Source organism: Carbonicoccus niuqiaonis, from assembly GCF_050157065.1.
Lineage (GTDB): Bacteria > Actinomycetota > Actinomycetes > Propionibacteriales > Propionibacteriaceae > Avipropionibacterium.
Genome location: NZ_CP189573.1, coordinates 4,101,730 through 4,120,424, shown reverse-complemented (window position 1 = coordinate 4,120,424; position 18,695 = coordinate 4,101,730). Strand labels below are relative to the sequence as shown.

Genomic DNA, 18,695 nt, shown 5'->3' with positions numbered 1-18,695 from the left:
CACAGCCTGTGGGCATGGACAAGCTCCGTGTGGAGGCTACGTCGGGTGGGCAACGAGGGGAACCCGGGGAACCTTGAGCACAGGGGCTTTGACACCGTGATGTCGGCTGAGGTTACTGGGGGGTCGCACGACCACGCAACCTTGTGGGAACGACGAATGTGTGCTGTCCCGGCGTGTCGTGTGGACAGTCGCATCACGACGCAGCACTGGGTCGGGCCGTGGTTTGACCGGCCGCGCTTGGTTGCGTACCGTTGACAGGTCGCTGCACCACGCAGCGCCTCTTTCGTTGCGCCCATCGGTCTTGCACCACGTGGCGTTCTGATGGCCCATCGAGATCGGGAGTCAACCAGTGAGCAAGCGTACGTTCCAGCCCAGCAACCGGCGGCGTAGCCGTACCCATGGGTTCCGCGCCCGGATGCGGACCCGGGCGGGGCGCAGCATCCTGTCCGCCCGTCGGCGCAAGGGCCGTTCCGAACTCTCCGGCTGAGCAGGTCGTGCCGGCGTGTTGACCCAGGCGCACCGGATGCGACGGCCGGACGAGTTCCGCCACGTCATCCGTCGCGGGGTGCGAGCCGGCCGTCCCACCATGGTCGTCCACGCCGCACCGCGTGGCGGCACCACTCCAGACCCCACCCCACCGCGGGTGGGTTTCGTGGTGTCCAAGGCCGTCGGCAACGCCGTCACCCGCAATCGTGTGAAGCGCCGGTTGCGGCACCTGGTGATCGCCCGGTTGGCCGACACCCCCGCCGGCACCGACTGGGTGGTCCGCGCGCTGCCGCCGGCCGCCACGCAGAACCTGGCCGACGACTTCACCAGTGCCTGGCGCACCTGTCTGCGGCGGTTGGCGTCGTGAAGTACGTTCTCATTGCACTGTTGAAGGCCTACCGGGCCGTCATCAGTCCGTTGTACGGCGACGTCTGCCGTTACTGGCCCACCTGTTCGGCCTACTCGCTGCGGGCCGTGGAACATCACGGGGCGCTGCGTGGGACCTGGCTGACGATGCGTCGGCTGGTCCGCTGTCACCCGTGGGCCAGGGGTGGCTACGATCCGGTGCCCGGCACGCCCGAGGCGGCGGAGTGGGCGGCCGAACAGGCCGCCGAGCACGGGCACGAGCATGACCATGACCGCAAGCAGGACCTCGAGCAGGACCTCGAGCTGAACCAGACCGACGGCGAGACGGCCGGGACCAAGGTGGAGCAAGGACGATGGACGTGATGATGACGATGCTCCCGATGATGGTGCCGATGGCGATCTGGGACAGCATCGTGGGCTTCTTCGAGACCGTGATGTGGCCGCTCTACTGGGCCGTGTCCGGGCTGCTGGTGCTGTTCCACGAGCTGTGGACGCCGGTCTTCGGGACCGACAGCGGCTGGACCTGGTCGCTGTCGATCGTGTCGCTGACCGTCGTCATCCGGGCACTGCTGATCCCGTTGTTCGTGAAGCAGATCCAGTCCTCGCGGAACATGCAGCGGATCCAGCCCAAGGTGCGGGAGCTGCAGAAGAAGTACGCCCACGACCGGGAGAAGCTCGGCCAGGAGACGCTCAAGCTCTACCGCGAGAACAACGCGAACCCGATGGCGTCGTGCCTGCCGCTGCTGCTGCAGATGCCGATCTTCATCACGCTGTTCCAGGTGATCGACCACGCCGCGAACGGCCGGGCCGCCGGCAAGTGGCTGGAGGACCGGCCCGAGCTGGCAGAGTCCCTGCAGCAGGCGACCATCTTCGACGGCACCTTCCTCGAGGCGCGGATCTCCGACAAGTTCCTGCCGTTCACCGGGTTCTCCGGGGTCACCGTGCTGACGGTGATCCTGATCATCTTGATGTCGCTGTCGATGTTCTACACGCAGATGCAGTTGATGCGGAAGAACATGCCGCCCGAGGCCCTGACCGGCCCGATGGCGCAGCAGCAGAAGATGATGATGTACCTGTTCCCGATCGTTTTCGCCGTCGGTGGCGTGAACTTCCCGATCGGCGTGCTGATCTACTGGTTGACCTCGAACGTGTGGACGATGGGCCAGCAGTTCTACATCATCCGCCGCAACCCGACTCCCGGCACCCCGGCGTACGAGGTGTGGGAGGCCAAGCAGCGGGCCAAGGGTCGCGACCCGAAGAAGCTCGAGCGGGAGGCGAAGGAGAAGGCCGCCGCCGATCGCGCCGCCAAGGCGGGTGGCGGAGCCAAGGACGCCAAGGACGACGGGTCCTCGGACGGGGCCAACGGGTCCGCACCGGGCGCAGCCACCCCGACCATCCAGCGCCAACAGCCGCGTCGGCAGACCCGCTCGCAGCGTTCGAGGCCCAAAGCCCGCAACTGAGACCTCCGGGGCGCCTCACCTCGCCCCGGCCAACCCATTCCGTGCCAGGAGAACCCCATGACCGAGAACCCCACGACGACCGCTGCAACGACGGACGACGAGAGCACTGCCACCGCGAGCACCGAGACCGCGAGCACCACGACAACCAGCACCGCGACTCCGGAAGCCACCGACGCGGCCAACTCCAACGACGCCAGCTCCAACGACAGCGACGACGACTCCAACGACGACACCTCCGACGAGCGGTCGGCTGACCCGTTGGAGGCCGAGGCGGAGGTCGCGGCCGACTACCTCGAGGAGCTGCTCGACATCGCCGACCTGGACGGCGACATCGACACCTACAGCGAGAACGGTCGGGCGCAGGTGTCGATCGTGACCGATTCGCAGGTGCTGGTCGGCCCGAACGGCGAGGTGCTGGAGGCGCTGCAGGAGCTGGTGCGGCTGGCCGTGATGGCCGAGACAGACAACCGCACCCGGCTGATGCTCGACGTCGCCGGTTTCCGGGAGAAGCGGCGCAAGGAGCTGCGGGTGCTCGCGGCCGACGCCGTCCAGGAGGTCAAGGACAGCGGTGAGGCACAGCGGCTGGCGCCGATGAACCCGTTCGAGCGCAAGATCGTGCACGACGCGGTGGCCGAGGCCGGGCTGAAGAGTGAGTCCGAGGGCGAGGAGCCCAAGCGTCGCGTCGTGGTGATGCCGGCCTGACCGGCACCGAGCCCGGGGACATCGGCCGGCGCGTCTTCGGTGATCGGCTGCCGCAGGCGCAGGCGTACGCCGATCGGCTCGCCACCGTCGGGATCGAGCGCGGACTGCTCGGTCCGCGGGAGGCCGAGCGGGTGTGGGACCGGCACGTCCTCAACAGCGTCGCCGTCGCCGGGCTGCTGCCCGAGGGTGCCTCGGTCGCCGACATCGGCAGTGGTGCCGGACTGCCCGGGATCCCGCTGGCGATCCTGCGGTCGGACCTGACGGTGACCTTGGTCGAGCCGTTGCTGCGTCGGTCGACCTTCCTCACCGAGACCGTGGCCGAGGTGGGTCTCGATGATCGGATACGGGTGGTGCGGGCCCGCGCCGAGGAACTGGACGAGCGGTTCGACGTGGTGGTGTCGCGAGCGCTGGCACCGCTGGACCGGCTGGCCGGTTGGTGTCGGCCGCTGGTCGCCGCCGATGGCATGGTGCTGGCGATCAAGGGCCGATCGGCGGCCGACGAGGTGTCGAGCCACGAAGCCACCCTGCGGAAGCTGGGCCTGGCCGCGGACGTGCTCACGGTCACCGCCGACCCCGACCTCGAGCCCACGTACGCCGTCAGGTTGGTCACCACGTGACCGAGCGATCCTGATCGCCTCCTGCTGACCGCTCCTGATCCGCCCGTCCTGACCCCGGTCTTGATTACGCGGGTAATCCGTGTCAGGGTTCCTTGCGTGACCAGTGCTGCACCCCGCGTCCTGCTCGTCTCGTCGTGGCAGACGGTGAACATCGGCGACGTCGCCCACACCCCCGGGGCGTTGGCCGCCTTCGCCGAGTTCGCCCCCGAGGCCGAGGTCGTGCTGTGGGCCTGGCGGCTGGGCGACCGGGAGCGGGAGCTGCTCACCGGGCACTTCGACAACGTGACGGTCATCGACGGTGGGCCGTCGGCAGACCTGCCCGACGACCTGATCGACTCCTGTGACGTGCTGGTGCACGGCTCGGCGCCCTTCTTCGTGGCCGACCGCGAGTTCGCCTCGTGGCGACGGCGGACGTCGAAGCCGTACGGCCTGTTCGGTGTGACCTTCGATCCGATCGCGCCGTTCCACATGACCCTCGACCAGGCGGTCACCATGGTCGATGCCATCGACGGCGACCTGCTGGCGCCCGAGCACCGGGAGATCCTCGACGGGGCCTCGTTCGTGCACTGCCGCGACTCGCTGTCGTTGCGTTTCCTGCAGGGGCAGGACATCGGGGCCGATCGGTTGAGCTTCGGACCGGACGCGACGCTGGCCTATGAGGTGGGCGACGAGGCCGGTGCCGAGCAGATCATCGGGGAGTACGGACTGGTCCCCGGCGAGTTCCTGTGCGTCGTACCGCGGGTGCGGTTCGCGCCGTACCACACGATGTTCGGTACGCCGCCGACCCCGGACCAGGTGCGCAAGGAGGCGTTCAACGCCGGCCACACCGACGCCGACCTGGCCGTGCTGCGGCAGGTGGTCATCGACTGGGTGCGCGACACCGGGCGGGACGTGCTGGTCGTGCCGGAGATGGCCTACGTCGTCGAGCTCGCCGCCGAGCGCATGACGGACTGGCCGGCCGACGTGGCACCGAAGGTGCACGTCCTCCCCCGTTTCTGGTCCCTGGCCGAGGCCTCCGCGGTGTACGCCCGGGCGGCCGCCGTGGTCAGCATGGACGGTCACAGTCCGTTGCTCGCGACCGCGGTCGGCACACCGACGCGCTACCTGCGGCTGCCGACCGAGACGGTGAAGGGACAGATGTTCGCCGACCTCGGCGTCGGGCCGGCCCTCGAGATCGAGCCGGACCCGAGCCGGACCATCCGTACGGCGTTGGCGGCGATCGTCGCGGACCCGGACGGTGCGCGTGCCGCCGTGGCCGGAGCACGCACCCAGGGCCGGGCCGAACTGCAGCGGATGGTCACAGAGGTCATGGAATCCATCACGGGTCGGTGATCGAGCCGGACGCGGGCCACGGCCACGACCTGGCCGTCCGCGGGAGGCCCGGATCCCGCTCACCGCGTGGTGGCAGGCCTGACCGGACCCGTCGATGCCCGGACCACCAGCTCGGGTGGCGGGTCATTGATCAACTGCGTCTCCCCCGGACCCTCGCCCATGATCATCTGGGCGAGGGTTCGGTAGGCTTGGCGTCCGGATTCCCTGACGGGCATGCGAATCGTGGTGATCGCGGGTCGGATGAGGGCCGCCAGCGAGATGTCGTGATAGCCGATCACGGACAGGTCGTCCGGCACGAGCACACCCAGATCGGCGGCCGCGGCGAGGGCTCCGATCGAGGCGGTCACGTTGTCGACGATGATCCCGGTCGGGGCGTCGGGGCGTGACAACAGCTCGGTGACCGTGCGTTGGATCTCCTCCGGTTCGTACCCCACGGAGTGGAAGCAGTCGACGGGGGGTTCGGCCCGATGTGCGCGGAACGCCTCGAGGAACCCGTGGCGGCGGGTGTCCTTGGCGGCGGACTCCTCGACCGGCCCACCGACCAGGACGATCCGCCGATGTCCCAACGCCAGCAGGTGATCCGTTGCGGCGCGGATGCCGGCGTGGTCGTCGACCCACACGTTGACATGATCATGATCGGTCGGGCCGTTGAGCACGACGCACGGCACGCCGCGGGCGATGATCTTGTCGATCGGCTCGTCCCCGATCATCGTGCCCCGCACGATGAAGCCGTCCGCGACTCCGGTGCCGACGATCCGGTCGAGCATGTTGCTGCCGGTGAACAGCCGGGCGGCATCGGAGACCAGCACGATGTCGGACGACTCGTCCGCGGCGTCCTGGACGCCTTGCAGGGCCAGGTCGAACACCGGGTTGCTGATCTTGGGGACGACCGCCGCCACGATGCCGGACCGCTTGGAGGCCAGCGCCCGTCCAGCATGGTTGACCCGGTACCCGGTGGCCTCGATCGCTGCCATCACGCGCTCCCGGGTGGCCGCGCTCATCCGTACCGAGTTGCTGCCCGAGATGGCCGCCGAGACGACTGCGGTGGAGACGCCGGCGAGTGCGGCGACGTCCTTGCGGGTGACCATGGCCGAAACTTTAGCCGCCCGCTGTCGTCGCGGTAGGCCGTCACCCCCGCTCGACGGTCGTGGGAATCCGGAAGGCCGCCCCCTCGGCGATGTCGTAGACGTACCCGGCCTCGAAGTCGTCCTCGTCGACGTAGCTGCGGATCAGGGTGGCGTCCCCGATGTCGAGCCGGACGTCGGTGTCGGACAGTGGAGTGGCGTCGTGGATCAGGTAGGTGGCGTTGCGGACGCCATCATTCTCGACGTAGACGTACTGGCCGGTGATGTCGCCGAGGTCTGGTGAAGCGCCGGCGAACCGAACGGTGATCGAGTTCTCGATCTCCATGGTCCGGGTGAAGTCGACGATCGTGCCGGTGCCGGCCGGTGCGGTGACCCGACCGCCGACGCTCGGTGTCACCCGGTCCCCGTCGTGCAGCATCGTGTACGAAGGCCTCCCCGTCGGCGCGCCGTCGTACGACACGACCGCGAACCGGCCGGTGCACATGATCGTGTTGTCGACCCGGAGTGGGACGTCGGGCCTGGTGCAGCTGACAACGTAGTCGGTCCGGCCGGATGCGAGGGTCACCTTCACCGCTGCCGCCTCGTGCTCGGCGAGGGCACCGCCCATCGGCCGTACCGCGACCCGCTCGACGGCGGCGATCTTCGGATTCGCCAGGTATGGCTCGATCACCGACACGAACTGGCTGCGCAGTTCTGGCGGTGGGATGACCAGGGCGTCGAAGCTGATCCGGATCCCCACGTCCTGCGGTCGCGCGTGCTCCCCCTTCTCACCGGTGGCGGTGAGGGTGAGGGTGTGGTCACCATCGGGGATCTCGCCGGTGTCGAACATGACGTGCTGGTACACCTGACTGGGCCGGGAGAAGCTGACGATGCCGAGGTCCTCGCCGTCGAGGACGGCGCGGGCGAGCCCGTGGACCTGCCCGGAGTGTCCGGACGAGCCGAGCAGCTGCGCCCGGCCGCCGGTCCAGGTGACGGTCACCGACGCGTCGGGGGTGTTGGGGTGGGACAACCGGTGGGCACCGCCGTGGGGTTGGGACCCGGTGTAGCGCACCCACGTGCCGGTGAAGCTGACGGCCGGGTCGTCCTCCTCGATGTATCGGTACTCACCATCGGAGCGGCGAGCGGCTATCAGGTAGCGCAGCGTCTCCGGGTTGCCCGGCCGGTTCTGGGCCGGGATGCCGTCGGCCAGGGCGATGTCATCCACCTCGGTGAGCATGGTGAGGCGCATGTGGAGGTCCGGATCCGGGTCGGGATGGACGTCCCAGGTGTCGACGATGTCCCAGTCGAGCCCGAACTGCCGCGGCGGCGCCTCGTCGCGTTCGACGTTGATCAACCAGGCGAAGCCGGAGGCGTCCGGGTCCGCGGCGAGCGACCCGTCGGGGACCTCCACGTCGGCGCCGGCGTAGGTGCCACCGTCCTGCGGTACGAGGTTGAGGTCGACGCCTGAGACGGTGCCCTCGGCGCCGTGGAAGGAGTAGTGGTGCTGGGTGCCGCCGACCACGCGGAACACGTCGACGAGGTACGCGTCGTCCTCGTCGATCGCGACGGTGGCGATGGCTCGGCGGTACACCGACACGTCGTCGGGGTAGGCGTTGGGTGAGGAGACCTCGGCGAAGTGCACGCGGTCGGTGACGGCGAAGCCCAATGGCGTGGCATCCCACTTGCGCACCTGGGGACCGGCGTTCACCACCACGGTGTTGTGGGCGACGGTGTTGATGGTGAACTCCTGGCGACGCCGGTCCTTGCCGCCGAACGCGGCGTGGCCCAGGTCGGGCGTGAAGTTGATGCCGTGGCCGAAGTAGCCCAGGTTGAGCGAGTCCTTGTGGCCGTGCTTGAGACTGCGCCCGTAGTACATCCAGGCGGCACGCATCCGGTCGCCGACGCCGGCACGGAGGGCGGCGATGCCGTAACCGGTCAGGTTGATGGCCGGGAGGTGGAGGGTGCCCTCGCTGTCGAGGATCTCCTGCACCCGCTGCTGGGTGCCCTCGACGTCGGTGGCGAAGACGTTGCTGTACAGCCCGTCGACGGTGCCGCCGTTCTGGATGACCGCGGTCTGGGCGTACTCCTTCTTGCCGTACAGCTCGAACGCCTTGGTGAGCGCTTGGGCGGTGTTGGAGAACTCCAGCGACGGGTTGCCGGTGAACTGGCTGTCACCGATGTGGGGCTGGTAGGCGTTGAGCATCGCCAGCGAGTAGCGCTGCTCGAACATCTTGCGGAGCTTGGGGTGCTCGTACAGACTCTCTGCCGGGTGGCTGTCGTAGCCCTGCAACAGGTCGGCCAGCACGTCGAAGTTGCCCAAGCCCATCACGTTGTACGCCGGCGAGGACTCGTCCAGGAACCCGTCCCGGTCGACCAGCCCGACCAGACGGTTGTACACGTCACCGCCGTCGACCCGGTACGGGTTGTACTGGAAGCCGCCACTGGCGTACAGGAAGTCGAGCCACTCGTTCGACTCCGCCGGATGATCAAGGACCACTGCGGCCGCGGCCACCGCAGCCTGGTGCAGCGGGAAGTTGGAGCGGATGCGGGCCTCCTTGACCGCCGGCACGATCTCGCGCAGCAGGTTCTGTTCGATGTTGGCGCGGACCGACTCGATGGTGTCCTTGGGCGCGAGGTCGGGGTACTGCTCGGCGAGCGAGGCGAGCACTGGCAGCACGCCGGCGTGGTCGGCGTCGATGATGGCCGGCAGGAAGGCGTCGTACGCGAGCGTCAGATCCCTTACCAGGTAGGGTTCCCACTCACATCCGACCGCCTTGCCGAGGTTGGTGTGGCCGTCGGCGTTGAAGTAGCCGTCGGCCATCGGGTACTCCGAGGTGCTCAACTCCGGGTACAGGTCGGCGACCCGGTCGAGCATGATCAACCCGCGGCGGGCGTAGTTGAGGTTGCCGGTGTAGACGAAGGCGTCGCGCAGGAAGTTGACCGCCTGGTGGACGACGGCGGTGTCCTTGTACCAGGTGAACCAGTGCGCGTAGTAGGCAACGAAGGCCCACTTGATCCCGTTCTCGTCGATCCAGCCGTACCCGTCGTCGACGCCCCAGGTGGGACCGCGGTCGGGGTAGAGCTCGTTCACCAACAGGGATTCGTCGGCCAATGACCGGTCGAACTCGCCGGCGCTGTTGAGGCCACTGGCGTAGAAGGCCGCGAAGTCGTTGGTGGGGAAGACGTAGTCGCTGCTGGGGTCGGTCAGCTTCCACGGCTTGGTGTACGGCTCGGCCAGCCACGGGTAGATGCCGAAGTCGTAGATCTCGTCGCCGGTGATCGGCGAGCCGATCGTCCGGTCGAGGGTGGCGGTGATGCTGCGAGGGATGGACTGGGCCGGAATCTGGTGCCACGCCTGCTCGTCCGAGATCTGCAGGGCTGTGTCGGCGCCGGCCACCGCCTCGTCGCGCAGGGTGGCCGCCCAGTCGTACGTCGCGACGTTGTGGCGGGCAGCTGTCACCCGCTCGCTGGTGTAGTACGTCGAGCGCCGCTTCACCGGAACGCCGGGGGCCGCATGGGCCTTCGGCGGCCTCGGCACCCAAGGTAGTGCGGTCGCTGCGAATCCGAGGGCGCCGGCGGCCGTCAGGCCCCCGAGCAGGCGACGGCGACTGAACGCCGGAAGGCTGGACGGAGTGGGGCTGGGGGTGTGATCAGTTCCGGGCATGGTGGCTGCTCCTGTGAGGGGTGCAGCATCGACGCTGCACTGCGCGAGCACCACGCTAAGGGATGATTACGCGGAGAATCAAGAGGTGGAGAGCTGTTCGGCCTCGGAGGTGTCGTCGAGTCCGATCAGCAGTCGGCGCAACAGGTCGGCGAGCTTTGCCTGTTGCTTCGGGCTGAGGGCGCTGAGGATGTCGACCTCGTTCGCCACGTGGTGCGGCAGGATCGAATCGATCAGTTGGTGTCCGCTCGGGGTGAGGGCGATGAGGGTCGACCGGCGGTTGGCGGGATCGAGGTCCCTGGTCACCAATCCCTTGGCCACAAGGTGATCCACGCGATTGGTGATGGCTCCCGAGGTGACCATCGACACGGATGCCAGGGCGCCGGCGGTCATCCCGTTCGGTCCCGCCGCGCGACGCAGTGTCGCGAGGATGTCGAACTCGCCGCGTTGCAGGTTGTGTTCGGCGAACACGGTGTCGAGACGCTGGGCGAGCAGGATCGAGGCCCGTGAGATGCGACCGATCACTCCCATGGGTGCGGTGTCGAGGTCGGGCCGGGCGGCGGCCCACTGCTCGAGGATGACGTCCAGTCGATCACCCATGGCGGCTCCTCACGTGGATTCCTTGACGTTGAACTGTTTGACGGGGAGATTACCATGGGCTACGGTAGAAGCGTTGAACAGTTCAACGTTAAGGAATAGCTCATGACCCGCTCCGGTTGGCCCGCCTGGTTGCTCGTCGTGGTGACCGCCGTGGCACCGATCAGCTGGGGCACCACCTACCTCGTCACGAGCGAATGGCTGCCGGCCGATCGACCACTGTGGTCCGCCACGCTCCGGGCGTTGCCGGCCGGCCTGCTGGTGTTGGCGATCACCCGCCGCCTGCCGAAAGGCCACTGGTGGTGGCGCGCCGCCGTGCTCGGGGTGCTCAACATTGGAGCCTTCTTCGCGCTGCTCTTCGTGGCGGCCTACCGCTTGCCGGGTGGGGTTGCGGCGACCCTGAGTGCGGTCTCACCCCTGGCGGTCCTGGTGCTGGCCAAGCTGGCGTTGCGGGAGCAACCGACCCGGTGGCGCGTGGGTTGGGGGATGGCCGGGGTGGTGGGTGTCGCCCTCATGGTGTTGGGCCCGGGTGCGCGGCTGGACGCGTGGGGCGTGGCTGCCGGCGTTGCCGGCGTACTGGCAATGAGTGCCGGCCTGGTGCTCACCCGTCGGTGGGGCAACCCCGTCGGAGCGCTGCCGTTCGCCGGCTGGCAGGTGACCGCCGGTGGCCTGTTCCTGACTCCCTTGGCGCTGCTCATCGAGGGGCCGCCGCCGATGATGACGCCATCCGCCGTGGCCGGGTACCTCTGGCTGGGACTGGTCGGCACCCTGCTCGCCTACACGGTGTGGTTTCGAGCTGTCGGCCTTCTCCCGGTCACCGCCGTCGCCTTCTTGACCCTGTTGTCCCCCGTGGTCGCCACGCTACTGGGCTGGCTCGTACTCGGTCAGTCACTGACGCTGGTGCAGGGAGTTGGCTTCAGTCTGACGCTGGTCGCCGTGATTGCTTCGCAGTGGCGCCCCGGCCCATGGACGATGCGTCGGAGCCGACAGCCGAAGCTGGCCAGGGCGTGCGCCCGACGGCCCTCCACAGGTCGGGCTTGTCGAGGTGCCTGGTCCGCTCGCCTCCGATAGGTTGGACTCGCTCAGCACCGACCATCGAAGGCCTCTACTGTGGATGACTTGCTGTCGCTTGGCTGGCCGCACCAGCGCCGATTCGCCGACGACGTGGGATGGCCGCATCCCGGATCGGGAGTCGAGGGGTCACTGGAAGAGGACATGGCGAAGAAGAAGAAGCGGAAGGACAAGAAGGGCAAGGTCGAGCCGGGCCCAGCCCCGGTTGCCCCGGTTGCCCCGATTGGTACGGAATGGGCGTTGGTCAGCGAGGCTCACCAGGACGAGGCCGATGTTTCACGTGTAACCGAGCCCGCGGTGGATGCCCTACAGCAGGATCAGGGTGCGCGTGAGGGTGATGGTGATGTTTCACGTGAAACGGCGGTGGCCGGCCCGAGTGATGTCGCGCCCGACCCGGCCCTGGCGGCGACCGTGCAGCGCGATGTTTCACGTGAAACGGCGGACAGCTACGACGTACTGCCCCGTCCGACCGAGCCGCGGATCATGGTCGTCGCCAACCAGAAGGGTGGCGTCGGCAAGACCACGACCGCCGTGAACATTGCCACGGCGCTGGCGCTCGGAGGCCTCCGCGTACTGCTGATCGACCTCGATCCACAGGGCAACGCGTCGACCGCCCTGGGTGTCCCGCACGATCCGGACGTGCCGGGGACGTACGAAGCGCTGCTCGATGGTGCCCGCATCGCCGACCTGGCGACGCCGTCGCCCGAGGCGGAGACCTTGCGGGTGCTGCCCGCGTCGATCAATCTGGCCGGCGCCGAGATCGAGCTGGTGTCGATGGTGGCCCGCGAATCCCGGCTGGCCAAGGCGATCCGCGCCTACCTGCGTGAGGAGGACGTCGACTACATCTTCCTTGACTGCCCACCGTCGCTGGGACTGCTCACCGTCAACGCCCTCGTGGCCGCCACGGAGATCCTGATCCCGATCCAGTGTGAGTACTACGCGCTGGAGGGCGTCTCGCAACTGATGAACACGATCGACCTGGTGAAGGGCGAGCTGAACGACGAGCTGCAACTCAGCACCGTCCTGCTCACCATGTTCGATGCCCGCACCAGACTTGCCGCACAGGTCGCCGACGAAGTGCGACGGCACTTCGCCGACCAGACCCTCCGTACGGTCATCCCGCGCTCGGTCCGCATCAGCGAGGCGCCGAGCTACGGCCAGACCGTCCTGACCTACCACCCCGATTCGATCGGCGCCCAGTGCTACGTGGACGCCGCCGCCGAGATCGCGCAACGAGGAGTAACCGCATGACCGTGCCACCGCGCCGCAACGGACTGGGTCGAGGGCTGGGCGAACTGTTCCAGCGCACCGACGGCGAGCCGAGGCCGGCTGTCCCGCGCCAGGGCAGCCACATCGTTGACCACGTGGCAACCAGTCCGAGCTCACCGGCGGTCGAGGCGCATCCGATCCCGGCCGGTTCGAGCTTCGCCGAGATCCCGGCCGACCAGATCTCGCCGAACCCCCGGCAGCCGCGGACCGTCTTCGACGAGGACGCACTCAATGAGCTCGTCGAGTCCATCTCAGAGATCGGCGTGCTGCAGCCGATCGTGGTCCGCCGGACCGGGCCTGATGCGTACGAACTCGTCATGGGAGAGCGTCGCTGGCGCGCGGCGCAGGCCGCCGGGCTGGCTGCCGTTCCCGCGATCATCCGGCGGACGGAGGATCACGACCTGCTGCGTGATGCCCTGCTGGAGAACCTGCACCGGGCGCAGCTGAACCCGTTGGAGGAGGCGGCCGCGTACCAGCAGATGTTGGACGACTTCGGGTGCACCCAGGACGAGTTGTCGCAGCGGGTGAAGCGTTCGCGTCCGCAGATCTCCAACAGCCTGCGACTGCTGCGGCTGCCACCTGCCGTGCAGCGCCGGGTGGCCGCCGGCGTGCTGAGCGCCGGGCACGCACGAGCGCTGGTGGCCCTGGGTGACGCCCCGGCACAGGAGCGGCTCGCCCAGCGGATCGTCGCCGAGGGGCTCTCGGTGCGGGCGGTCGAGGAACTCGTCGCGATGGGTGAGACCGGACCGGACGAAGCCCCGGCCGTACGACAGCCCCGCGAGCAACCGCAGCGTGCGACCGAGGTGGCAGACGTACTCTCCGACCGCTTCGAGACGCGGGTCAAGGTCGACATGGGTCGGCGCGGCGGGAAGGTCACCATCCAGTTCGCCGACGGCGACGACCTGGAGCGCATCCTCGACCTGATGGACCGCGGGGTACCGCGCGAGCAGTGACGGGTCAGCCGACCGCGTCCGCGGCCGGCTCCGGGGCATCGCCCCAGGCCGCCAACTTCGCTTGGACATCCTTGGTCGCCGACCGCTCGGCGACGAAGGACAGGAACGGCACGGTGCCGGCGAGCCCGATCAGGATCATCCGCTTCCACGACCACTTGACGCGACGGCCGAGGTCGTAGGCCGTGATCAACAGCACCATGTAGAGCCAGCCGTGCGGGACACCAGTCCATCGCACGACGGTGTCGTCGAACCAGATGTACTTCAGCGGCAGCCCGACCAGCACCAGCACCACCAGCAGCGTGCCGACCAGGTAGGCCATCACGCGGTAGCGCAGCAACGCCCCGCGGACCCCTCGCTGGTGTTCCGGCGTGGGGGTCTCGGTCTGGTCACTCATCGGATTCCTGTCTCTCCTGCTCCGTGACGGCCGCAGCAACCTCGGCCATGTACTCCTTGTGGAAGTCTCGGGCCATCTTGATGCCCAGTGCGACCGCGAACGCCGCGAACAGCCACCACTGCACGGCATAGGCGCCGTTGCGCAGTTCGCCACCTTCTCGCGGCATCTCGGGCAGTTCGTACGCAAGCCCCTGCGTCTGTGCGAGGGGCTCCGACAGGGTCACGAACCCGCTGACCATCGGTGCCGGCCAGGTCTGCGCCAAGGCGGACAGATTCACTGTCGACAGCTGTCCGGGCGGCAGCACCCGGTTGTCATTGGGCTCGGCGGGCATCAGCACTCCGCGCTGGCCCAGGGTTCCGGTGGGCGCCTCGGGCACGCTCTCGGGCGCTCCGGACCACACGCCACGGACCACGGGAACAACTGGTCCATCATCCTGCTGAAATGCGATCAGGACACGGTATTCGCCGGGAATAGTCTCATCCGGCACCAAGATCTGCGTCTGGGGCAGGTAATGACCGGAAAATGTCACGGTGTGTCCGTAGGCGCTGTTCGGCGCTTGACCGGCAGGCGCCACCGTCCGAAGGTCCATCGGAGGCGCCGCGATCCGCTCCTGGGTGGCCCTGTCACCGGCCTCCTGGTAGACCTCGAGCTGCCAGATGCCGAGCATCATCATCGCTGCAGCCGCCACCAGACCGACCAGCAGTGCGACCCCCTGCTTCAACCGAACCCGCCACAGTTCGGGCGGAACCGTCGCCCCAGCCACCGGACGGTGGGTTTCGGGCGCGATGGTCACCCTCCCACTCTGCCACCGAGCGCAACCCGCGGGCCAACCGGAGCGAGTCGCCGATTCATGATCAGGGCCGGACGCCGGTGTTCCCCCGGCGGCCTACGATGGTGCCATGCAGCCACAGTCCACCCCTTGGACGATCAAGGTCCTGGGATTCGTCCTGGCGCTGACCGCCGCCCTGGGCCTCGGTTTCGTGTTGGGGCTGGCGCGTCCCAGACGGGTCCAGTTCGGCCAGGGTCCCAGCGCCGAGTCGCTGCGTACCGACAGTGTGGAAGCGGACGGAACACCGTCGTGAGGACGGGCAGTCGGATCCGCCCGGTGTCTGCCACCGAGGTTGCCGAGCTGCCGCCATGCTGCAACAACTGCCCGTCACCCGTCGGATCGCGGTGGATTGCTTCCGCCTCCGACACGTGGGGCTGGTGCGGGGTCAGGATCGTCGAGCAGGACGAGGTACGTGGCTACCTCCTCCTGGCACCGGCCGCGGACCCGCCCGAGGACGGCCCGTACGCCACCACTCCGGTCAGCGATGACGTGGCCGTGGTCGCCAAGGTGTGGGTCGACTCCGAGTTCCGCCGGGTCGGCATGGGCCGACAGCTGGTTCAGGGTGCTGCTGCCCTGGCCCACCGGGCCGGAGTCCCTGCCCTCGAGGTGATCGGTTCGTACGGCCCGGGCACCTGTACGGTGCCTGCGGTGTCGTGGCTGCGCCGCACCGGTTTCGAGGTGACCAGGAACCATCCGTTGCACCCACGACTCCGACTCGATCTCAGTCGAACCGTGCGCTGGCCCCGGTTCAGCCACGCCTTCGACCGGCTGACTCATTTGGTACGGCCCGCCTCGCCGCCAGAGCCCGCTGGTCGCCAGCCGCGCAACTCCGATCCGGAGCCGGCCGGTGCCGGAGCCGGAACCTGGCACGGCTGAGTCCTCCACCTGTGCCAGGGCCGACGACCCATCCCCGGGACAGCAGCCGGGTGATCACCACCTGACTCAGTTCTCGGTGGTCCCCGTCGGACGTGCCCCCAGCTCGGAGTCGAGACGAAGCAGACCGGGACCGTCGTTGCCGGTCATCGCGATCCGGGCGACGATCTCGGTCACCGTGGCCTCCTCCTCGATCTGCTCGCCCAGGAACCAGTTGAGCAACGGCCTCGCGTCGAGGTCACCGGCCTCCTCGCACGTCCGGTACAGATCCCGGATCGCCTCGGAGACGCGCTCCTCGTGTGCGGCCGCGGCCTGGAACACGCTGAGCGCCGAGTCGGCCGTCACGGTGGGAGCAGGGATGTTGCCGATCACCGGGTGGTTCCCTCGATTGTCGAGGTGCGCAATGAACTTGTTGGCGTGAACGATCTCCTCGTCCGCCTGGTGACGCAGCCATGACGCCATCCCCGGCAGGTCGCGGGTGTCCATCTCGATCGCCAGCTGGCGATAGACCATCGACGCCTCGAACTCCAGGGTGATCTGGTTGTTGAAGGCCTTTTCCAAATCTTCTGTGAGCTTCATGACGACCACAGTAATCCGAACACCGCACGGAATCATTGAAGGTTAGCAACACCAAATGAAGGTGAGTATCACCAAAGAAAGGTGAGGCAAACCTCAAGCCTGGAGCAGATCCGCAAGCCCGAGGCGACCCCGACACGGACCGACGGACCCCCGCTCCTCAGCGCGCTGCGACGGCCTCCTTGGCGAGCCGCACCAGGGTCTCCTCCTGCTGCCCCGCGATCGGGCTGACCGCGACCGCGGTGTTGCCCTGCATCACCCCACACAGCGGCACGTCCTCGTACGTCGCACACCAGCCGTCGTTCACCGTCTGGATGTCCATCGCGCCCAGCGACAGCAGGAACGCTTCCATGTCGGTCACCGGCCCGGCGACGATGAGCAGGATCGACGGTTCGCCGTTCTGTGTGTAGATCGCGGTCGCGGTGGCCAGGTCGTCGCCACCGGACGGACTCGGGGGCGGGCTCGTCTGGGTCTGCTGGGTGAAGGTCGAGAACTGCTCCGGCAACGTCAGGTCGACCTCCTCCGACGTCGACGCACTGCTACCCGGTGACTGCCCCGGCGGCGGATTGACGAACGGGCTCCCGGGCCCCCACGCCAACGCGGCCACGATCACGGCCACGACCACCAGCACGCCGGTGAGCGTGAGCAGCAGGCGCCGCGCAATCGGCGTGCGAGGTTTGTCGCGGATCGCCACGACGTCCTCGCCCCCGGTGGCTGACCGGTCCGCCTCCGACACCGACCGCGAGCGATCCGACCCGCCAGGGGTCGGTGGAGCCGGAATCTGTGGCGGCTCGAAGGTCATGGGCTCACCCCTGGGTCACGAAGCCTCGCAAAGCCCTCAGAGGTACTCCTCGAGGGCCTTGATCAGCGCAGACTTCGACTTGGCGCCCTGGAAGGCCTTCACGAGCTCGCCGCGGTCGTACACCTGCAACGTCGGCAGCCCCATCACATGGTTGTTGGCCGGGGTGATCGGGTTCTCGTTGGTGTCGAGCTTGACGAAGGTGACCTTGTCTCCGTACTCCTGCGCGAGCTCTTCGATGATCGGCGAGATCTGCTTGCACGGGGAGCACCAGTCGGCCCAGTAGTCCACCAGCACCGGCTTGTCCGACTTCAGCACGACCTGCTCGAAATCGCTGTCGGTCACGTCCACCACGGCCATCTTCGTCCTCTTCTCTTTCCGGATCTGTCGGTTCTGAACTTCGGTACCTACCTACAAATTCGCGTCACTCACGCGGGGGCCGGAACCGACGCCCCGGCCGGCTCGGCCGCCGCGACGTGCTGGTCCTGGTCGGCCAGGTCGGCGAGGAACTTCTCGGCGTCGAGGGCCGACTGGCAGCCGGTGCCGGCAGCGGTGATCGCCTGCCGGTAGGTGTGGTCCACCAGGTCGCCACAGGCGAACACGCCGGGTACGTTCGTCCGCGTGGAGCGCCCCTCCACCAACACGTACCCGTTCTCGTCGAGGTCGACCTGACCCCGGACCAGCTCCGAGCGCGGGTCGTGGCCGATGGCGATGAACAGCCCGCCCACCTCGATCTGCCGCTGCTCACCGGTCCGGGTGTCGACCAGGGTGGCACCCTCCAACGCGTTCTCCCCGTGCAGCGCCGACACCTCCGAGTTCCACGCGAAGGTGATCTTCGGGTCCTTGTGCGCCCGGGCGGCCATGATCTTCGACGCCCGCAGCTCGTCGCGGCGATGCACCAGGGTCACCGACTTCGCGAACCGGGTCAAGAAGGTGGCCTCCTCCACCGCGGAGTCGCCACCTCCGACGACGGCGATGTCACGATCCTTGAAGAAGAACCCGTCACAGGTCGCACACCACGACACGCCGTGCCCGGACAGCCGATCCTCGTCGGCGATGCCCAGCTTCCGGTAGCCCGAGCCCATCGCCAGGATCACCGCGCGCGCGTGGTACTTCTCGCCGTACGCATCGGTGACGGTCTTCACCGGGCCGGTCAGCTCGGCGGCGACGATGTCCTCGGCCTTGAGCTCGGCACCGAAGCGCTCCGCCTGGCCACGCAGGTTGGCCATCAGCTCCGGACCCATGATCCCGGTCGGGAAGCCGGGGAAGTTCTCCACGTCGGTGGTGTTCATCAACGCACCGCCGGAATCGATCTCACCCTCGAACACCAGCGGCTTCAGCTCCGCCCGCGCGGCGTAGATGGCCGCGGTGTAGCCCGCCGGACCGCTGCCGATGATGATGAGGTCGCGGACCTCGCCGTCCGCCGGGAGGTCTGTCGTCGTGGTCATCTGAATGTTCGTCCTCACGGGTGCTCGATGGTGTCGCCGGCCCAGCCTAACTGCGACCCTAACCGTCTCCGGTGACAACGTCGGGGTTGTCGGGCTTGTTCCGTCCCACGGTCTCGCCCGGGCGATGGATAGCCTGACGACGATCGCTGACACGACCGAGACCACCGACACGATCGAGACCACCGACACGATCGAGAC

The 18,695-nt window shown here is 68.1% G+C and carries 21 protein-coding genes; 12 read left to right on the top strand and 9 right to left on the bottom strand.

Translation table 11 applies throughout. The features are described 5' to 3' along the window. Window positions 1–349 precede the first annotated feature (349 nt). From rpmH to ACQBAU_RS18675, 7 genes are all read left to right on the top strand, one after another. Window positions 350–487 carry a 50S ribosomal protein L34 gene (gene rpmH, locus ACQBAU_RS18705; protein ID WP_434550889.1) on the top strand — a complete coding sequence of 46 codons (138 nt, stop codon included), beginning with the start codon at window positions 350–352 and terminating at the stop codon, window positions 485–487. A 15-nt stretch (window positions 488–502) separates the two neighbouring features. Beyond that, on the top strand, window positions 503–853 hold the full coding sequence (rnpA, locus tag ACQBAU_RS18700; protein WP_434550888.1) for a ribonuclease P protein component: 351 nt from the start codon (window positions 503–505) through the stop codon (window positions 851–853). Next, the gene (yidD, locus tag ACQBAU_RS18695; protein ID WP_465256893.1) at window positions 850–1,215 is read left to right on the top strand and encodes a membrane protein insertion efficiency factor YidD; all 366 of its coding nucleotides are present in this window, start codon (window positions 850–852) and stop codon (window positions 1,213–1,215) included. The genes rnpA and yidD overlap by 4 nt, the downstream gene beginning before the upstream one ends. Window positions 1,216–1,223: 8 nt before the next feature. Beyond that, window positions 1,224–2,312, top strand: a complete 1,089-nt coding sequence (gene yidC, locus ACQBAU_RS18690; RefSeq protein WP_465256914.1) for a membrane protein insertase YidC — start codon at window positions 1,224–1,226, stop codon at window positions 2,310–2,312. 57 nt (window positions 2,313–2,369) lie between these two features. Next, window positions 2,370–3,014 (top strand): Jag family protein, encoded by a 645-nt coding sequence (locus ACQBAU_RS18685; RefSeq protein WP_465256892.1) that lies wholly within the window; start codon window positions 2,370–2,372, stop codon window positions 3,012–3,014. Continuing rightward, window positions 3,011–3,631, top strand: coding sequence for a 16S rRNA (guanine(527)-N(7))-methyltransferase RsmG (gene rsmG, locus ACQBAU_RS18680; RefSeq protein ID WP_465256913.1), 621 nt, complete (start codon window positions 3,011–3,013; stop codon window positions 3,629–3,631). The genes ACQBAU_RS18685 and rsmG overlap by 4 nt, the downstream gene beginning before the upstream one ends. A gap of 96 nt (window positions 3,632–3,727) precedes the next feature. After that, window positions 3,728–4,963, top strand: a complete 1,236-nt coding sequence (locus ACQBAU_RS18675) for a polysaccharide pyruvyl transferase family protein (RefSeq protein WP_465256891.1) — start codon at window positions 3,728–3,730, stop codon at window positions 4,961–4,963. A 59-nt stretch (window positions 4,964–5,022) separates the two neighbouring features. On the opposite strand, the gene ACQBAU_RS18670 is transcribed toward ACQBAU_RS18675, so the two are convergent. The 3 genes from ACQBAU_RS18670 to ACQBAU_RS18660 form a co-directional block, all read right to left on the bottom strand. Then, window positions 5,023–6,051: a LacI family DNA-binding transcriptional regulator gene (locus ACQBAU_RS18670; RefSeq protein ID WP_465256890.1), complete on the bottom strand. Its 1,029-nt coding sequence runs from the start codon at window positions 6,049–6,051 to the stop codon at window positions 5,023–5,025. Window positions 6,052–6,091: 40 nt separating this feature from the next. Further along, the gene (locus tag ACQBAU_RS18665) at window positions 6,092–9,565 is read right to left on the bottom strand and encodes a heparinase II/III domain-containing protein (protein ID WP_465259421.1); all 3,474 of its coding nucleotides are present in this window, start codon (window positions 9,563–9,565) and stop codon (window positions 6,092–6,094) included. 204 nt (window positions 9,566–9,769) lie between these two features. Next, the gene (locus ACQBAU_RS18660; protein ID WP_465256888.1) at window positions 9,770–10,288 is read right to left on the bottom strand and encodes a MarR family winged helix-turn-helix transcriptional regulator; all 519 of its coding nucleotides are present in this window, start codon (window positions 10,286–10,288) and stop codon (window positions 9,770–9,772) included. A gap of 102 nt (window positions 10,289–10,390) precedes the next feature. On the opposite strand from ACQBAU_RS18660, the gene ACQBAU_RS18655 reads away from it, so the two are divergent. From ACQBAU_RS18655 to ACQBAU_RS18645, 3 genes are all read left to right on the top strand, one after another. Then, window positions 10,391–11,356, top strand: a complete 966-nt coding sequence (locus ACQBAU_RS18655; RefSeq protein WP_465256887.1) for an EamA family transporter — start codon at window positions 10,391–10,393, stop codon at window positions 11,354–11,356. A 144-nt stretch (window positions 11,357–11,500) separates the two neighbouring features. After that, complete coding sequence (locus tag ACQBAU_RS18650) at window positions 11,501–12,607, top strand: ParA family protein (protein ID WP_465256886.1); 1,107 nt, start codon at window positions 11,501–11,503, stop codon at window positions 12,605–12,607. Further along, a complete protein-coding gene (locus ACQBAU_RS18645; RefSeq protein ID WP_465256885.1) occupies window positions 12,604–13,578 on the top strand; it encodes a ParB/RepB/Spo0J family partition protein in 975 nt (324 codons plus the stop codon). Before ACQBAU_RS18650 ends, ACQBAU_RS18645 begins: the two co-directional genes overlap by 4 nt. A 4-nt stretch (window positions 13,579–13,582) precedes the next feature. Here the strand turns inward: ACQBAU_RS18645 and ACQBAU_RS18640 are convergent, their stop codons facing one another. Further along, complete coding sequence (locus ACQBAU_RS18640; protein WP_465256884.1) at window positions 13,583–13,972, bottom strand: DUF3817 domain-containing protein; 390 nt, start codon at window positions 13,970–13,972, stop codon at window positions 13,583–13,585. Beyond that, window positions 13,965–14,765 carry an SURF1 family protein gene (locus ACQBAU_RS18635; protein ID WP_465256883.1) on the bottom strand — a complete coding sequence of 267 codons (801 nt, stop codon included), beginning with the start codon at window positions 14,763–14,765 and terminating at the stop codon, window positions 13,965–13,967. The genes ACQBAU_RS18640 and ACQBAU_RS18635 overlap by 8 nt, the downstream gene beginning before the upstream one ends. A gap of 106 nt (window positions 14,766–14,871) precedes the next feature. Between ACQBAU_RS18635 and ACQBAU_RS18630 the strand changes: the two genes are divergently transcribed. Beyond that, the gene (locus tag ACQBAU_RS18630) at window positions 14,872–15,054 is read left to right on the top strand and encodes a hypothetical protein (RefSeq protein ID WP_465256882.1); all 183 of its coding nucleotides are present in this window, start codon (window positions 14,872–14,874) and stop codon (window positions 15,052–15,054) included. 23 nt (window positions 15,055–15,077) lie between these two features. Next, a complete protein-coding gene (locus ACQBAU_RS18625; RefSeq protein WP_465256881.1) occupies window positions 15,078–15,677 on the top strand; it encodes a GNAT family N-acetyltransferase in 600 nt (199 codons plus the stop codon). Window positions 15,678–15,743: 66 nt separating this feature from the next. Here the strand turns inward: ACQBAU_RS18625 and ACQBAU_RS18620 are convergent, their stop codons facing one another. The 4 genes from ACQBAU_RS18620 to trxB form a co-directional block, all read right to left on the bottom strand. Then, window positions 15,744–16,253, bottom strand: a complete 510-nt coding sequence (locus ACQBAU_RS18620) for a ferritin (protein WP_465256880.1) — start codon at window positions 16,251–16,253, stop codon at window positions 15,744–15,746. A gap of 157 nt (window positions 16,254–16,410) precedes the next feature. After that, on the bottom strand, window positions 16,411–17,052 hold the full coding sequence (locus tag ACQBAU_RS18615; RefSeq protein WP_465256879.1) for a hypothetical protein: 642 nt from the start codon (window positions 17,050–17,052) through the stop codon (window positions 16,411–16,413). Window positions 17,053–17,088: 36 nt separating this feature from the next. After that, window positions 17,089–17,409: a thioredoxin gene (gene trxA / locus ACQBAU_RS18610; protein ID WP_465256878.1), complete on the bottom strand. Its 321-nt coding sequence runs from the start codon at window positions 17,407–17,409 to the stop codon at window positions 17,089–17,091. Between the two features lie 68 nt (window positions 17,410–17,477). Then, complete coding sequence (trxB, locus tag ACQBAU_RS18605; RefSeq protein WP_465256877.1) at window positions 17,478–18,497, bottom strand: thioredoxin-disulfide reductase; 1,020 nt, start codon at window positions 18,495–18,497, stop codon at window positions 17,478–17,480. Window positions 18,498–18,695 lie beyond the last annotated feature (198 nt).

Coding starts and splice junctions, on each gene's coding strand:
- ACQBAU_RS18615 (WP_465256879.1), bottom strand. CDS start 17,052: ATGACCTTCGAGCCGCCACAGATTCCGGCTCCACCGACCCCTGGCGGG.
- ACQBAU_RS18630 (WP_465256882.1), top strand. CDS start 14,872: ATGCAGCCACAGTCCACCCCTTGGACGATCAAGGTCCTGGGATTCGTC.
- ACQBAU_RS18685 (WP_465256892.1), top strand. CDS start 2,370: ATGACCGAGAACCCCACGACGACCGCTGCAACGACGGACGACGAGAGC.
- ACQBAU_RS18660 (WP_465256888.1), bottom strand. CDS start 10,288: ATGGGTGATCGACTGGACGTCATCCTCGAGCAGTGGGCCGCCGCCCGG.
- ACQBAU_RS18650 (WP_465256886.1), top strand. CDS start 11,501: ATGGCGAAGAAGAAGAAGCGGAAGGACAAGAAGGGCAAGGTCGAGCCG.
- yidC (WP_465256914.1), top strand. CDS start 1,224: ATGCTCCCGATGATGGTGCCGATGGCGATCTGGGACAGCATCGTGGGC.
- trxA (WP_465256878.1), bottom strand. CDS start 17,409: ATGGCCGTGGTGGACGTGACCGACAGCGATTTCGAGCAGGTCGTGCTG.
- ACQBAU_RS18655 (WP_465256887.1), top strand. CDS start 10,391: ATGACCCGCTCCGGTTGGCCCGCCTGGTTGCTCGTCGTGGTGACCGCC.
- ACQBAU_RS18645 (WP_465256885.1), top strand. CDS start 12,604: ATGACCGTGCCACCGCGCCGCAACGGACTGGGTCGAGGGCTGGGCGAA.
- ACQBAU_RS18620 (WP_465256880.1), bottom strand. CDS start 16,253: ATGAAGCTCACAGAAGATTTGGAAAAGGCCTTCAACAACCAGATCACC.
- trxB (WP_465256877.1), bottom strand. CDS start 18,497: ATGACCACGACGACAGACCTCCCGGCGGACGGCGAGGTCCGCGACCTC.
- ACQBAU_RS18640 (WP_465256884.1), bottom strand. CDS start 13,972: ATGAGTGACCAGACCGAGACCCCCACGCCGGAACACCAGCGAGGGGTC.
- ACQBAU_RS18670 (WP_465256890.1), bottom strand. CDS start 6,051: ATGGTCACCCGCAAGGACGTCGCCGCACTCGCCGGCGTCTCCACCGCA.